Here is a 14,807-nt window from a genome sequence, read left to right as displayed (position 1 = left end):
CCCCGCTCCGGTTAGCCTGGCAGCATGAGCAATCCAGGGGCGGGGGTCTTGGCCGTGATGCCGCTGCACACGATCAGCGAGGTCTACGGCGAGGCCGGGCTGCGGGAACGACTACTGCTGGAAATCGCCGAGCTGCCGGATACGCCACGCTTGGCCGCGGCGCTCGATCTCGCGGCCGACCTGCATAAGGACGATCGGTACGGCCGCGAGCCCTACCTCAGTCATCTACTGCGCGTGACGATTCGGATCATCAGCCACTACGAGGTCCGGGACCCCGACGTGGTCGCGGCGGGGCTGCTGCACGACTCGGTCGAGGACCACGCCGCCGAGCTGGCGGCCGATCGATCGGGGCCGGCCGTCGACGCCGCGCTGGGCGCGCTCACCGATCGTTTCGGGGCGCGAGTGGCCGATCTCGTGGCGGCGGTGACCAATCCTGAACCGGATCCGGCGCGTGACCGGCAGGCACAGTACCGCGAGCATGTCGCGATGAATCTGGACCGGGACCCGTGGGCCCGCGTCATCAAGCTGTCCGACTTCACCGACAACGGCGTCGGCATCCTCTACGCCACCGGCCCCGCGATGGCGAAGCTGGCCGCCAAGTACCGTCCGCTCACCGACGTATACCGCGACCTGGTCACCCGGCCGGACACGCCGCTCGCCGACCACGTCCGGCAGCATATCCTCGATCAGCTCGACCGGGCCGACGAGCGCTTCGAGGCCATTCTGTCGCGAGACTGATCACCGCGCAGGCACGGCGTACCCGATGCCGCGGCACAAGGATCGTCACGGGCTGCGCAGCACCGATTCGACCAGCTCCCGCACCGCCGCCAGCAAGCGCTCGGTCTCGCCCGCCCGGACCATGGCCGGCACCAGTTCGGCGCTCAGCGCGCCCAGCAGCAGCCGCCCGACCACTTCGGCATCCAGGTCAGGACGAGCTTCGCGCAGCAACGTGGTGATGTGGTTGTCCCAGAACGCGTGGAACTCGGCCGTCCTCGGATGCGGCGGCTCGGTGCGATAGGCGACCATCAGCTCGGAATTGTCGATCACCAGCCGCGCCATGGCGTCGAAGTAGGCGATCAGGCGGGCGTCGGCGGGCGCGCCGGGGCCAAGGGGTGGCGGTCCACTGCTGATCGCGTCCATCAGCGCGACCGCGCTCTGCGCCACCATCTCGTGCAAGAGCCCGGCGCGGTTGCCGAAACGATGGAAGATCGTGCCTTTACCCACTCCGGCGGCGGCCGCGACGCGGTCCATGGTGATGGCCTCGGCGCCGTGCTCGGCCAGCAGCGCGAACGTGGCGTCCAGGATCGCCCGCCGGTTGCGCGCCGCGTCCGCCCGTTCCCTGGGCCGTTCGTCGCCCATCGCACCCGCTTTCTAGACAACTTGACCGACGGTCCATATCATCGAGCGAGATAATTGGACCGTCAGTCAACTTATGGAGTTCGTGATGCAGGCAATCGTAATGACGGCGACGGGAAGCCCGGACGTGCTGGTGACCACGGAGGTCCCGGCGCCGCGGGCGGCCGCCGACGAGGTGGTCATCCGCGCCGAGGCGATCCCGGTGCTGTTCCCGGAGACCAAACTGCGCTCCGGCGAGTTCCCCATCGACGCGCCGCTACCGCTGGTCTTCGGTTTCCAGGCGGCGGGAGTCGTCACGGAGGTCGGCGCGCAAGTCGATCCGGCGCTCATCGGGCAACGAGTCGTGGTGGCGACCAGAGGTTTCGGCGCCTACGCCGAATTCGTCGCCGGTCCCGCGGATTCGGTTGCGCGCATTCCGGACGGCCTGTCCACCGTGGACGCCGCGGCAGTGCTGATGAACGGATCGGTGGCGATTCCACTGCTGGAGACCGCCGCGCTGACCGGTGCCGAAACCGTCCTGATCGAGGCCGCCGCCACCGGTATCGGCAGCGCCCTGACGCAGCTGGCCAAGGAGTTCGGAGCGGCTCGCGTCATCGGCACCGCCGGCGGCCCGGAAAAGGCGGCCAGGGCGCGTGAGCTGGGAGCCGACGACGTGATCGACCACAACGATCCGGCGTGGATCACCCGGCTGCGCGAAACACTCGGTGGCGCGACGGTGGACGTGGTGTTCGATTCGATCGGCGGTGGAAGCGCCACAGACCTGCTGGACCTGATGACACCCCTGCGCGGCCGCATGCTGGGCTACGGCTGGTTGTCCGGCGCGCCCGCCCAGGTGTCGGCGGCCGACCTGATCATGCGCGGCCTGACCTTCACCGGCTGCGCGGGACCGGACTGGCTGGATCGAGTCGCCCGGGCGCGCGACACCGTGCTGGCCCGCGCGGCGAGGGGCGGACTCGATCCGCTGGTCGAGGCGGTGCTGCCGCTGGACCAGGCGAGCCACGCGCATCGGCTGCTGGAGGATCGAGCGCCGCTGGGCAAGATCGTGCTGCGTCCGGGAATCGCCATGTCCTGAGAGCGGCCCGAGGACCGCGCGGCCGTGACTAGGGTGGTTGCGTGCGGACGTCCCTCGAATCCCATGTCGGTGCCGCCAACGCCCTCACGGCACGGTGGTGCGCGGCGGCGGGCGAGCAAGACTTCGTGGTCTCCGGCGCCGGGGTCTGGCCACTGCTGGCCTTGCTCGCCTCCGCGGCGGACGGTCCGGCGCGGAATGAGCTGGCGACAGCGGTCGGCCTACCGGCGGCGAACGGACAAGACTCGGCGCTCCGGTTGTTGCGCGATATCCGGCGCTCGGACGCGGTGTCGGCGGCACTCGGCGTGTGGGTGGGCCGCGATCTGCCGCTGCACGAGGCATGGTCGCGGGCGCTGCCCGAGGGAGTCCTCGCCCGGCTGGCCGGGCAATCCGAGCTCGACAGCTGGGCCGCCCGGCACACCGGCGGGCTCATCGAACGGTTCCCCGTCGCGGTCGATCCCGGCGCGCTGCTGGTGCTCGCCACCGCACTGGTCGCGAAGACCCGGTGGAAGATTCCCTTCGACGTCGGGACCCTGACCTCGAAAGACGGCCCCTGGCAGGGGCATCGTGGTCCCGGCCTGTCCCGGGTGAGCGGCGATCCGGCGAATGCCGCGATCCTGGACGCGCCGCAACCGGTCACCCGCGTTGTCGTCGAAGGTGTCGCCGATCTCGACGTCCATCTCCTGACCGGTACGGGCACCGCCGGCGTCGTACTGGAAACGGGCCTGGCGGCACTGGCGGGCGCCGTGCCGATCCGCTCCGATCTACCGGTCGGCAGCGCGGGGCCGGGGCTCACCGTGCGCAGCGAGCCGGTGCAGACCCGCAGCGGACAACTGCGACTCCACCTGCCTCCCTTCGAAGTTCGATCCACCCACGATCTCCTCGCCGCAGCCGGCCTGTTCGGCCTCGCCGACGCGGCCGACTGCTCCCATGGTCACTTTCCGGCGATCTCATCGTTGCCGCTCTGCGTCGGCCAAGGAGCACAAGAGGTGCTCGCCCGGTTCGGCCACGAGGGTTTCGAGGCCGCCGCCGTGACGGCCTTCGCATTACGCGCCGCGACGGCCCCACTGCGGCACAACCACGCGCCCGTCGTCTCGGTGGTCTTCGACCGGCCCTTCGGCTTTCTCGCCGTGCATCGCCTGTCCGGCCTCGCGGTCGTCGCGGGTTGGATTGCCACCCCGCCCGCGACATCCCCCGACGCCACGGCCTGAGGCGCGGCGCCGAACCGCTAGCGCCGAGCGAAGTAGGGCGCGTGCTCCGGCAGGACGCCGCGAGCGAGCAAATAGGGTGGCACGCTACGTAGTACGGGAACGCGACGCAGTATGCGGACCGGCAGCGGCGCGCGAGCGGCACGGGCGATGTCGACGCGCCCTTCGAGAGCAGGGACGATCGCGAAAGCATGCAGGAGTCGCTGTATGCCCTGGGTCACGACGGTCGGGAACCTCCGCCGCCGTTGCACCTTCGCCAGATCCCTGGTCCCGAGCGTGCCGGACAGCAACCGCGGAGCGAGGATTCCGGCCGCGGCCACGGCGTCCTGCACGGCCAGGTTGATGCCGACGCCGCCGGCCGGGGACATCGCGTGCGCGGCGTCCCCGAGGCAGAGCAGGCCGTTGGTGTACCACTGGGTCAGCCGGTCGAGTCGCACATCCAGCAACTTGACCTCGTCCCAGCTGGTCAAGGCGTCGACCCGATCGGACAGCCAGGGCGCGGCCTCGGCCAGGCCGCGCATGATGTCCTCGACCGGCCCCTGGCGGGCGGACTCGTCGGCGCCCTTGGCGATCAACGTCGCGCACTGCCAGTAATCGCCACGGTCGAGCAGAACCGCCACGCGCCGGGCGCTGACGATCGGCAGCGCGCCCGCGGGGTCGATCTCCGTGCGCGGCAAGCGGAACCACCAGACGTCCATCGGCGTCGGCCAGGTACGGGTGGGCAGCCCCGCGGCCGCCCGCAGCAGCGAACCGCGGCCGTCGCAGGCCACGGTCAGGTCGGCTTCGATCGAGCCGCCCGAACCGTCGACGGTCCGGTAGGTCACGCCGCCGACCCTGCCGTCGATCCAGACCAGGTCGGTGGCCTCGGTGTTCATCCGCAGCCGGAAGGTGGGCTCGGCCTCGGCAGCCCGCGCGAGCAGATCCAGCAGATCCCACTGCGGCACCATGGCGACGTACTTGTGCTTGCCCGGCAGGTTCTTCAACGTGGCGAGTGTCTGCAGGCCCCCCGCGATCGGCAGCTGCACCTGATCCACTTTCCGCGCGGGGAGTTTCGCGAATTCGGCGCCGAGCCCCAGTTCGTCGAGCAGGTCGAGGGTCGTGGGATGCACAGTGTCGCCGCGGAAGTCGCGTAAGAAGTCCTTGTGCTTCTCCAGCACCGTGACCTCGACACCGCCCCGTGCGAGCAGCAGCCCGAGAATCATTCCGGCCGGTCCCCCGCCGACCACCAGGCATGTCGTGCGTTCCATCGACTGTGCCTCCCTCGGTCACCATCGCCGCAAGGTGTCGCCTGTTTGCGCAAATCCTAGTGCGGCGGGCACGGCGCCGGACGCGGATCGGCCGTGGCCGACCGGATCGGCGACCGCCTCAGCTGATGTCCCGGCGCAGGACGAAGAAGTACGGTTCCGCCATACCGCGCAAATCCATCACGCCGAACAAGGTGTGCTCGTCGGCGCGCCGGAAGTGGTCGATGATCGGCAGGTGGTCGTAGACCATCGCGGCACCGGTCACGCCGCGGTATTCGACCGCACGCAGACGTGCGGTGTACTTGCTCGTGCGCAACGCGGGACGCAGGACCGGCAGCGCCTTGCGCACAGCACGCACACCCGACAGCGGCACCCGCCCGGCCAATGCGACCGGGACGCGGCGCGGATCGACGGGGAATACCGTGCCGCCGGAGGTGAACAGCAGCGGATGCACGCTGTCGGGACCGTCGAACTGCTTGCCGTACCAGCCCGAAGCCACCAGCACGCCATCCATCGGATGACCGGTGTCCAGTTCCTCGCCGCGCCAGCGCCCCGTCGTGATCTCCTCGACCCGCGCGGCCGGGAGGCGATCGAACAGTGCCCACGCCTGCTGCGCGGTATGGACGTCCGTGACGGTCAGATCGTTCGCGGCCATGTCTCCTACTTCCTTCGGCGAGGCAACAGTGCGATAGATACCCTATCCATCTCTCAGATAGCGGCGGTCGACCAGGTCCTGCTGCGCCCCGCGCGGGCTCAGTAGCTCGCCATGAGGTAGATCCCGGCGATGATCATGACGCAGGCGACGATGCGTTTGGAACTCACCGCACGCCGCGGGAACCCCATCAGCCCGAAGTGGTCGATCGCGAGCGCACCGAACATCTGTCCCGCGATGATCAAGGCATTGAAGGTGCCTGCGCCCACATCGGAAGCCACGGAGATCATCGCCAGGATCGCGGCCCCGCCGAGCAGGCCGCCGAACGGCGCCCACCGTGGCATGCTTCGGACGTCGGCCTTCGTCGGCCACGGCCGGTTGGTCGAAACCAGCAGCGCCACCGTGAGGAAGATCGCGAAGCCGGTGAATGCCACGGCGTAGGAGATCACGCCGCACAGCCAGACATTCTTCAATGCCAGCTTCAGCGAGTTCTGGCAGCCGGCTTCCACGGAACGCAGTGCGCCGCCGACCAGGATGAACGCGAAGATGAGTGCCATCGTGGCGCGGGGCAGCGCGGCACGGGTCTTTTCGGCGGTCTGGACCGTCATCGGGAGTCCTCGGGAGAGTGCGAAGGGTTGGTTTGCCGGCAGTGGGGCGCGTACCGCCGTCAGGTGACGCTGACCCTGGGCTCACCGGCCGCGGGCTCGTCGGCCATCAGGTAGATCGCGAGCGTGATCAGCCCGCACGCCACCAGACGCGGAATGCTGGCGGATCGCTCTTCGAATCCCATGAGGCCGAAGTGGTCCATGATCACGGCGACCACCATCTCGCCTACGATCACCAGCGCGCTGAACGTCGCCACTCCGACATGACGGGCGACGGCGATCATTCCCATCACCGCCGCGCCGCCCAGCAGGCCGCCGAAGGGCGCCCACCACGGCATGTTCCGCACGTCGTCGAGCGTCGGCCACGGACTCTTCGACGACAGCGCGAGGAAAATCGAAAACCCGGTCAGCGCAACGGCATACGAGATCACGGCGCACAGCCACATGTTCTTCATGTGGTTCATCAACGTGTTCTGGCAGCCGGCCTCGGCCGACCGTAGGCTGCCTCCGACCAGGATGAACAGAAATACCAGTCCGATGGCGATGCTCATGGGCAATACATCCTTGACTCGGCGGCGGACGAAGCCGAGATTTCCTCGGACACAACGGTTTCCACCCGACGAATGGGCCGGCGCGCCCGACCCTGTGTGACCCGAATAACGTACCATCGTCTAACGGCACGTTCAACGGGTAAACAGGAATCGCCGTCTCGGGTCGGCCCGCCCCTCGGCCGGGAAGGGGGCGACCGAAAGAGGCTGCCATGATGGCAGTCGTGCCCGAACTGGTCGATTCCTCTGTGCGAAACCCGCCCGCGACCACGTCCGGGCCGCGGCTGAGCGTCCTGGACCGGGTCCGCCTCGCCTTGCTGGCGGCCGGCGTGCTGTGCGTGCTCACCGGGCTGCTGCCCCGCGACGAGGCCGCCGCGAACATGCGCCGCATCGGCCCGCTGTTGTTGTTTCTCGCCGGCGTCATCGTGCTGGCCGAACTCACCAGGCAGGCCAAAGTCTTCGACGCCATCGCCCATCGCCTCGCGATCCTCGGGCGCGGCTACTACCCCGCGCTGTTCGGTCTCTGCGTACTGTTCGCCTCCGCCACGACGGTCCTGCTGAACCTCGACACCACAGCCGTGCTCATCGCCCCGGTCATGCTGGCACTCGCGGCGCCTGCCCGCATTCCGCCACTGCCGCTGGCCATGACCACTCTGTGGCTGGCCAACACCGCGAGCCTGCTGCTGCCGGTCTCCAATCTCACGAATCTGCTCGCCGCCGACCGGGTGGCCCTGACCGCGTCCGGATTCGCGGCGAAGATGTGGGCGCCACAGCTGGTTTCGGTCGCCGCGACGACGGTGTGCTTGTGGGTGTGGTACTGGCGGCGCGGACGCCGGGAAACCGACCGCTATCTGCCGCCCGAGCCGATCCGGCCCACGAACTTCCGAGAACGCTCGCTGTTCTTCACCACAGCGGGGGCTTGCCTGCTGTTCATCGTCGCGATACCCCTCGTCGGCGATCGGATCGGTATCGCGGCGGCACTCGCGGCGCTGATCGCGTTGGCGGCGTTCGCCGTGTTCGACCGCGGCGCCTTGCGGTGGTCACTCATCCCGTGGCGGCTGTTCGTTTTCGTGGTCGGCCTGTTTCTGGTGGTACCCACCCTGAGCCGACTCGGTCTCGGTGACTTGATGCACGCCCTGATCGGCACCGACCCGGGCGCGTCCGGCGCGTTCCGCGCCGCGGCGGCGGGTGCGGCTCTGTCCAATGTCGCGAACAACCTGCCCGCTTACACGGCCGGCGAGTCGGTGATTCCCGCGCAGAACGGCGATCAGCTCCTCGCCTTGCTGATCGGCACCAATGTCGGCCCTGTCGTCACGCCGTGGGGCTCGCTCGCCACCCTGCTGTGCTTGGAATTCTGCCGCATGCACGGTGTACGGGTCCCCATGCGGCGTTTCGTCCTGACCGGAGCCGCCCTCGCCGTGGTCGCCACCGCGGGAGCGGTCGCAGCGCTGCTGGTCACTGGCAGCTAGGCGGCGAAAACAGCGCCTCTCTTGACCTCGAGCGCGGTTGAGGTACGAGGATAGCCGCCGAGGCCGGATCGAGACGCACATCGAGGTCCGATCTCACGCGCGGAACCACCGGTTCCGGTCGTGCTCCCGCTGGTCATCCGTACACCCACCAACGGGAGCCATCCGCGCGCCCACGGCCATGCGGGCCGGGCGGGAACACCGCGCAGACGCGGGGTGGAACCGAAGTCAGTTCGGCGCCGTGATCTCCCACTCGTAGATCGTGAGTTCCGAGGAGCCCGTGGTGTGCACGGGATCGGTGAACGCGATCTCGCGGGCGGCGTCCAGGCTCTCGGCGTAGATCACGTACGCGCCGCCGGTGCCGTCGGTGAAGCGGCCACTCTCCTGCAGCTGCCCGCGGTCGTCCAGCGACCGCAGGAACTGCCGATGCGGCTCGATCACGGCATTGTCGAAGCGAGGGGTGCGCATCGCCAGAACGAGGTACTTGTTCACGACTCCGGCTCCGGGCGCGGAGCCCGAGTCGCAGCCGCCGCGGCACGCACCTGCGGTGCCACCAGGACGACCTGACCCAGTACGCCGTTGAGGAAGGACGGGGAGTCGTCGGTGGACAGTTCCTTGGCCAGTTCCACCGCTTCGTCCACAGCGACGACCGGCGGGACGTCGCTCGCGTGGAACAGCTCCCAGACCGCGATGCGCAGGATCGCGCGATCCACGGCCGGGAGACGCGCCAAGGTCCAGTCCTGTAGGTATGACTCGATGGTGCCGTCCACCCGGTCGAGGTCGTCGGCGACGCCGCCGACCAAGGTGCGGGTGTAGGGGTGCACCGGCGCGACCGACTGATCACGACCGGCGAGTTCGGCGCGCTCATCGAGCAGATCGGCGGCGTCGACGTCCCTGGCCTCGGCCTCGAACAGCAGGTCGACCGCGCGGCGGCGGGCCTTGTGCCGCGCGCCGAGCTTCTTGTACGTGGACTTCTTGTCCACGGGCTGGTCAGCCACGGTCACATCATCCCGGATCTGCCGGCCGGGTGATCAGGCGTTGACCCGGCCGAGGTAGCTGCCGTCGCGCGAGTCGATGCGCAGCTTGTCGCCGGTGTTGATGAACAGCGGAACCTGCACCTCGGCGCCGGTCTCCAGGGTGGCGGGCTTGGTACCGCCGGTGGAGCGGTCGCCCTGCAGGCCGATGTCGGTGTGCTGGACCACGAGCTCGATCGAGACCGGGAGCTCGACGTACAGCGGCGCGCCCTCGTGCGTGGCGACCTGCACGGTCATGTTCTCCAGCAGGAAGCGGGCGCCGTCGCCGATGGTCTCCTCGGCGATGGAGATCTGGTCGAAGGTCTCGCCGTCCATGAAGACGTAGTCGGTGCCGTCGTGGTAGAGGTAGGTCATGTCGCGGCGGTCGACGTTGGCGGTCTCCACCTTCACGCCGGCGTTGAAGGTCTTGTCGACCACCTTGCCGGACACGACGTTCTTCAGCTTGGTCCGCACGAACGCGGGGCCCTTGCCCGGCTTGACGTGCTGGAACTCGATGATCTGCTGGAGCTGACCGTCGATCTTCAGCACAAGGCCGTTCTTGAAGTCGCTGGTGTCCGCCACTGTCTTCGGATCTCCTCGTTCTACCGCTTGGTCTCGGGCAGACCGGCGTCAGTCGACGACGGTCAGGTCTTTGCTGGTGTGGGTGAGCAGCTCCGGGCCCCCTTCGCGCACCACGAGCGTGTCCTCGATCCGGACCCCGCCGCGGCCGGGAAAGTACACACCTGGTTCGACGGTCACCGCCACGCCAGTCAGAAGTGTACCGGTTCCGGTTTTCGCGATTCCGGGCGCTTCGTGGATCCGCAACCCGACCCCGTGGCCGAGGCCGTGCACGAACAACTTGCCGTGACCCGCGGCCTCGATCACCGCCCGCGACGCGGCATCGACGTCGGCCACCGGAATCCCCGGCCGCAGCGCGTCGCATCCGGCCCGCTGCGCGTCGGCGACCAGCGCGTACACCTCGCGCTGCCAGTCGGTCGGCGCGCCGAGCACGAAGGTGCGGGTCATGTCGGAGTGGTAGCCGCCGACCACCGCCCCGAAGTCCAGCTTGACGAAATCGCCCGCCGCCAGCACGGCGCCGGTCGGGCGATGATGCGGGACAGCCGAGTTCGCGCCGGTGGCCACGATGGTTTCGAACGACACCGCTTCGGCGCCGTGCTCGAACATGGCCCATTCCAGGTCCCTGGCCACTTGACGCTCCGTGCGACCGGGACGCAGTCCGCCACGCTCCAGCAGCGCGGCCAGACCGGCGTCGCCCGCCGCGCAGGCCGCGCGCAGCTGCTCCACCTCGTAGGCGTCCTTGACCATGCGCAACTGTTCGACCAGGCCGGGCGAGGCGACGAACTCCAGGCCGGTGCGCTGTTCGAGGAAACCGCGATGCTGTTCGACGGTGACGACATGGCTTTCGAAACCGACCCGGCCGACCTGCCACTCCCCGGCCAGCTGCACGATCCGCCGAGCGGTGGCGCGCGCGATCTCCGCGCGCAGGTCGGGCACCTGCTCGGCGACCTGGGTCCGATACCTGCCGTCGGTGCCGATCACGGTCCGTTCCTCGGCGACCCGCGTGTCCCAGGAGTGCACGAGCAACGCCGCGTTGGAACCGGTGAATCCGGTCAGATATCTGATGTTCACCAGATCGGTGACGAGCAGGGCGTCCACCCCGTTCTCCACCAGCAGGCTGCGCAGCGCGCCACGCCGCGCCGCGTAGTCCGGCACATGACCCTGGTGATCAGCACACATGAGTCAAAACTACCGCCGACACACCGCTTGCCGACAGGCAACACGTGCTCGGCATGCCGCCGGTGCGGCAGAAGCACCACGACCGACACGAAAAGCATTGTCGCTCAGCAATTCTCGATAGGACGGAGGCGGGCTGACCCATACCCTGTTCACATTCGCCCGGATTATGCACATTCTGGGCCGGCACGGCTGTTCCGCTCCGGGGCCGGGCGAGAGTGGAGACATGACTCCTCTCGCGTGCGCCGTCCTCGCCGTGTGGTGCGTGGCGCTGACGGTGTTCGACCTGCGCGAACGGCGCCTGCCGAACGAACTGACCGGTTCGGGTGCGCTGACGGTTCTCGGATATGGCCTGTACACAGGACAATTCGCTGCCGCACTGCTGGGCGCGGTACTGCTGTCGGCGCCGTATCTGCTGGTACACCTCGCGGCACCCGCCGCGCTGGGCGCGGGGGACGTCAAACTCGCGGCGATGCTCGGCGGGGCAGCCGCCCTCGGCGGCGCTCGACCGTGGGTGTGGGCCGCACTCGGCGCGCCGGCGCTCACCGCGTGCGTCGCGCTGGGCGCGTTGGCCTGCCGTGGCGGATTCGGCTCCCACGCCGCCGACCCCGGCGCCGGCGCGGTCACCGTGCCGCATGGCCCAGCGATGTGTCTGGCGACCTTGCTGGCCTTGTTCTCGTCGACCCTCGACTCGACCTGAGCCCGGCGCTTCCGCGCCGGATCAGCGGATCGTGAAGCCAGCAAATTCATGGCAATTCATCGGTAGCATCAATCGCGGGCAACGACTTTCCCGAGCGGCCGCGGCTGCAGCGCTCCAAGTGCGGCACTTCGGCGAGTCGCCCTCGCATGCGCAACGACAGGAGAAGCAGCGTCGAGAAGGAGCCGCCCAGTGAATCCGAGGCATCCGTCGCGGAGACCGATCGTCGTGGGAACCGACGGTTCCGATCCCTCGATCACAGCGGTCCGCTGGGCTGCGCAGACCGCCGCGCTGCACGACGCGCCCCTGCACATCTCGCTCATCGTCGAGTCGTCACTCGGATCCGACGACGACGATCCGCCGCGCCCGGCCGCGTTGCTGCGGGTGCGCGAAGCGGACGAGGCGATCGAGCGCGCCGCGAACGCCGCGGTGGCGGCCGCGCACACCGTGCGCGACATCGCCATCGGCACGGAGATTCGCACCGCGCACATCGCCGGCGCCCTGATCGAGCGGTCCCGGAGCGCGGCGATGCTGGTGGTCGGCACCCGCGGTATCGGCCGCGCGCAGCGCGTCCTCCTCGGCTCGGTGAGCACCGCCGTCGCCCGGGACGCCGACTGCCCGGTGGCGGTGGTACCCGACGACACGCCGTTGTGGGAACCGACTGATACGGGCCCGGTGATCGTCGGGGTGGACGGGTCCTCCGCCGAGCAAGCCGCCATCGAGGTGGCGGCGACCGAGGCGTCGCTGCGCGGGGTCGAACTGGTGGCCGTGCACACCTGGGGCGAGGTCGAGCCGCTGGCCGCGATCGGTACCGACTGGGCCGCGCTGCGCCGGACCGAGGAAGCGTTGCTCGCCACCAGCCTGGCCGGCTGGCAGGAGCAGTACCCGGAGCTCACCATCCGGCGTGAGGTCGTCCGCGACCGTCCGGAGCGGCGACTGCTCGAACGCTCGCGCGACGGACAGTTGCTGGTGGTGGGCAATCGGGGCCGGGGGGCCTTGGGGCGGCTGCTGTTCGGCTCGGTGAGTGACGCGCTGTTGCGCTCGGTGGATCGGCCCATCGTCATCGCCCGGTGAGCACCGCGGCCCGCGGTAGCCGGCCCTCCCCGACCGTGCGCGTCGTCACGGCGGGCCACATTCCGGAGCAGCGGCGTCGACATGGGAAGATGAACGACGTGCTGCGTTGGATAACTGCCGGAGAATCCCATGGTCCCGCTCTCGTCGCCATCCTCGAGGGGATGGTGGCGGGCGTCGAGGTGACGTCCGACGAGATCTCCACGCAGCTGGCGCGCCGCAGGCTCGGCTACGGCCGCGGCGCGCGGATGAAGTTCGAGGCCGACAAGGTCACCCTCGTCGGCGGTGTGCGGCACGGGCGCACGATGGGCGGCCCGGTGGCGATCGAGGTGGCCAACTCCGAGTGGCCGAAGTGGACGACGGTGATGTCCGCCGACCCGGTCGATCCGGCCGAACTCGCCGACCTGGCCCGCAACGCACCGCTGACCCGGCCCCGGCCCGGGCACGCCGACTACTCCGGCATGCTCAAGTACAACTTCGACGACGCCCGCAACGTGCTCGAGCGCGCCAGCGCCAGGGAGACGGCCGCGCGCGTCGCGGCGGGCACCGTCGCGCGCAACTTCCTGCGCCAGGCGTTCGGCGCGGAGGTCGTGTCGCATGTCGTGTCCATCGGCGCGGCGCAGAACACCTCCGGCGTCGTGCCGACCGCCGCCGATCTCGCCGCGGTGGACGCCAGTCCGGTGCGGGCGTTCGACAAGGACGCCGAAGCCGCGATGATCGCCGAGATCGAGGCGGCCAAGAAGGACGGTGACACCCTCGGCGGCGTGGTCGAGGTGGTCGTGGAGGGACTTCCGGTCGGCCTCGGGTCGTTCACCAGCGGCGAGAACCGGCTCGACGCCCGGCTCGCGGCCGCGCTCATGGGCATCCAGGCCATCAAGGGCGTCGAGGTCGGCGACGGGTTCGAGACCGCGCGCCGCCGCGGCAGCCAGGCGCACGACGAGATGCGGCCCGGCCCCGACGGCGTACTGCGCTCCACCAATCGCGCGGGCGGCTTGGAGGGCGGCATGACCAACGGCGAGGCGCTGCGCGTGCGCGCCGCCATGAAGCCGATCTCGACGGTTCCGCGTGCGCTGTCCACCGTGGACATGACCACGGGCGATGAGGCCGTCGCCATCCACCAGCGTTCGGACGTGTGCGCCGTGCCCGCCGCCGGCGTGGTCGCCGAATCCATGGTGGCGCTGGTCGTCGCACAGGCCGCGCTGGAGAAGTTCGGCGGCGACTCGCTAACCGAGACGGCCGAGAACATCACCAGCTACATCAAGCGCATCAGCACTCGCCCCCACGTGTCCGCGGACAGTCGGTCGCAATGATCGTGCAGACCGATCCGCGCGCCCCGCGCGTGGTGCTGGTCGGACCGCCGGGAGCGGGGAAATCGACGATCGGCCGCAAGCTCGCCAGGGAACTCGGCGTCGAGCTGTACGACACCGATGCCGGCATCGAGCGGGAGACCGGTCGCACGATCCCGGAGATCTTCGCCGAAGACGGTGAGCCCGAATTCCGCCGGATCGAGGAGCGGGTGGTGCGCCGCGCCGTCCTCGCCGAGCGCGGCGTGGTCTCGCTCGGCGGTGGCGCCGTGCTGTCCGCGAAGACCAGGGCCCTGCTGCACGGCCGCACCGTGGTCTATCTGGAGATCAGCGTGGCCGAGGGCCTCCGGCGCACCGGCGCGAGCACCCAGCGGCCCCTCCTCAACGACGCCGACCCCGGTGCGAAGTACCGGGAGTTGATGCGCACCCGCAGGCCGCTGTACCGGGAAGTGGCGACCGTCCGGGTGCGCACCGACGGCCGCAGCCCGGGCCGGGTGGTGCGGATGATCATGACGAAGCTGGGGATGGAACCGGTCGAGCACGCCGAGGCGGATCTGCCGCCGCCGCCCAGCGGAATTCCGCAGGGCAGCAGCCGATCCCGGGCCCGGCGCCGCGCCCGGGCCAGAACCGCCGCCCGGCGGAAAACCGCGGATCAAGACGAGAACACCGATACCGGTGCGGAGTCGGCGGTGACCGCCACCGTTCGATCCCGCCGCACCCGCAGAAGCATCACGAGCGAACCCGACGCCGCGAGCGGGGCGGGCGCCGGCGACACGGCGACAAGCAGCCGTTCCCGGCGCGCCCGCGCACGTCGTGCCC

At 69.7% G+C, this 14,807-nt stretch carries 16 protein-coding genes and 1 pseudogene; 8 read left to right on the top strand and 9 right to left on the bottom strand.

What is annotated here, in order from left to right; genetic code table 11:
• Positions 1 to 24: 24 nt before the first annotated feature.
• Positions 25 to 738: an HD domain-containing protein gene (locus ABZ552_RS07075; RefSeq protein WP_281879006.1), complete on the top strand. Its 714-nt coding sequence runs from the start codon at positions 25 to 27 to the stop codon at positions 736 to 738.
• Between the two features lie 45 nt (positions 739 to 783).
• Here the strand turns inward: ABZ552_RS07075 and ABZ552_RS07070 are convergent, their stop codons facing one another.
• Positions 784 to 1,359: a TetR/AcrR family transcriptional regulator gene (locus ABZ552_RS07070; RefSeq protein ID WP_281879005.1), complete on the bottom strand. Its 576-nt coding sequence runs from the start codon at positions 1,357 to 1,359 to the stop codon at positions 784 to 786.
• Between the two features lie 85 nt (positions 1,360 to 1,444).
• Between ABZ552_RS07070 and ABZ552_RS07065 the strand changes: the two genes are divergently transcribed.
• Positions 1,445 to 2,428, top strand: a complete 984-nt coding sequence (locus tag ABZ552_RS07065; protein WP_281879004.1) for a zinc-binding dehydrogenase — start codon at positions 1,445 to 1,447, stop codon at positions 2,426 to 2,428.
• 41 nt (positions 2,429 to 2,469) lie between these two features.
• A complete protein-coding gene (locus ABZ552_RS07060) occupies positions 2,470 to 3,636 on the top strand; it encodes a serpin family protein (RefSeq protein WP_357435952.1) in 1,167 nt (388 codons plus the stop codon).
• A 17-nt stretch (positions 3,637 to 3,653) separates the two neighbouring features.
• Here the strand turns inward: ABZ552_RS07060 and ABZ552_RS07055 are convergent, their stop codons facing one another.
• The 4 genes from ABZ552_RS07055 to ABZ552_RS07040 form a co-directional block, all read right to left on the bottom strand.
• On the bottom strand, positions 3,654 to 4,880 hold the full coding sequence (locus ABZ552_RS07055) for an FAD-dependent oxidoreductase (RefSeq protein WP_357435951.1): 1,227 nt from the start codon (positions 4,878 to 4,880) through the stop codon (positions 3,654 to 3,656).
• A 118-nt stretch (positions 4,881 to 4,998) separates the two neighbouring features.
• Entirely contained in the window at positions 4,999 to 5,532 is a 534-nt protein-coding gene (locus tag ABZ552_RS07050; protein ID WP_357435949.1) for a DUF4334 domain-containing protein, read from the bottom strand.
• Positions 5,533 to 5,630: 98 nt separating this feature from the next.
• Complete coding sequence (locus tag ABZ552_RS07045; protein WP_281879000.1) at positions 5,631 to 6,137, bottom strand: DMT family transporter; 507 nt, start codon at positions 6,135 to 6,137, stop codon at positions 5,631 to 5,633.
• A gap of 59 nt (positions 6,138 to 6,196) precedes the next feature.
• Positions 6,197 to 6,685 (bottom strand): DMT family transporter, encoded by a 489-nt coding sequence (locus ABZ552_RS07040; RefSeq protein WP_281878998.1) that lies wholly within the window; start codon positions 6,683 to 6,685, stop codon positions 6,197 to 6,199.
• Positions 6,686 to 6,894: 209 nt separating this feature from the next.
• On the opposite strand from ABZ552_RS07040, the gene ABZ552_RS07035 reads away from it, so the two are divergent.
• A complete protein-coding gene (locus ABZ552_RS07035) occupies positions 6,895 to 8,151 on the top strand; it encodes an SLC13 family permease (RefSeq protein WP_281878997.1) in 1,257 nt (418 codons plus the stop codon).
• A 225-nt stretch (positions 8,152 to 8,376) separates the two neighbouring features.
• On the opposite strand, the gene ABZ552_RS07030 is transcribed toward ABZ552_RS07035, so the two are convergent.
• From ABZ552_RS07030 to ABZ552_RS07015, 4 genes are read right to left on the bottom strand one after another with little or no spacing between them, the layout of a single operon-like run.
• Positions 8,377 to 8,640, bottom strand: a complete 264-nt coding sequence (locus tag ABZ552_RS07030; protein ID WP_159837833.1) for a YciI family protein — start codon at positions 8,638 to 8,640, stop codon at positions 8,377 to 8,379.
• Positions 8,637 to 9,146, bottom strand: a complete 510-nt coding sequence (gene nusB, locus ABZ552_RS07025) for a transcription antitermination factor NusB (RefSeq protein ID WP_159837835.1) — start codon at positions 9,144 to 9,146, stop codon at positions 8,637 to 8,639. Before nusB ends, ABZ552_RS07030 begins: the two co-directional genes overlap by 4 nt.
• A gap of 33 nt (positions 9,147 to 9,179) precedes the next feature.
• On the bottom strand, positions 9,180 to 9,743 hold the full coding sequence (gene efp, locus ABZ552_RS07020; RefSeq protein WP_159837837.1) for an elongation factor P: 564 nt from the start codon (positions 9,741 to 9,743) through the stop codon (positions 9,180 to 9,182).
• A gap of 48 nt (positions 9,744 to 9,791) precedes the next feature.
• Positions 9,792 to 10,919 carry a Xaa-Pro peptidase family protein gene (locus tag ABZ552_RS07015; RefSeq protein ID WP_281878995.1) on the bottom strand — a complete coding sequence of 376 codons (1,128 nt, stop codon included), beginning with the start codon at positions 10,917 to 10,919 and terminating at the stop codon, positions 9,792 to 9,794.
• Positions 10,920 to 11,142: 223 nt separating this feature from the next.
• Between ABZ552_RS07015 and ABZ552_RS07010 the strand changes: the two genes are divergently transcribed.
• The 4 genes and pseudogenes from ABZ552_RS07010 to ABZ552_RS06995 all read left to right on the top strand — a co-directional run.
• A complete protein-coding gene (locus ABZ552_RS07010) occupies positions 11,143 to 11,616 on the top strand; it encodes a prepilin peptidase (protein ID WP_281917883.1) in 474 nt (157 codons plus the stop codon).
• A 225-nt stretch (positions 11,617 to 11,841) separates the two neighbouring features.
• The gene (locus ABZ552_RS07005; RefSeq protein WP_357435945.1) at positions 11,842 to 12,687 is read left to right on the top strand and encodes a universal stress protein; all 846 of its coding nucleotides are present in this window, start codon (positions 11,842 to 11,844) and stop codon (positions 12,685 to 12,687) included.
• 98 nt (positions 12,688 to 12,785) lie between these two features.
• Positions 12,786 to 13,994 carry a chorismate synthase gene (aroC, locus tag ABZ552_RS07000; protein ID WP_281880880.1) on the top strand — a complete coding sequence of 403 codons (1,209 nt, stop codon included), beginning with the start codon at positions 12,786 to 12,788 and terminating at the stop codon, positions 13,992 to 13,994.
• Positions 13,991 to 14,638, top strand: a pseudogene (locus ABZ552_RS06995) (shikimate kinase); the annotation flags it as partial. The gene aroC and the pseudogene ABZ552_RS06995, both read left to right, overlap by 4 nt.
• Positions 14,639 to 14,807 lie beyond the last annotated feature (169 nt).

It is taken from the genome of Nocardia sp. NPDC019219, assembly GCF_040632645.1.
GTDB classification, from domain to species: Bacteria; Actinomycetota; Actinomycetes; order Mycobacteriales; family Mycobacteriaceae; genus Nocardia; species Nocardia sputorum.
This window is presented reverse-complemented; position numbering and strand designations above follow the sequence as displayed.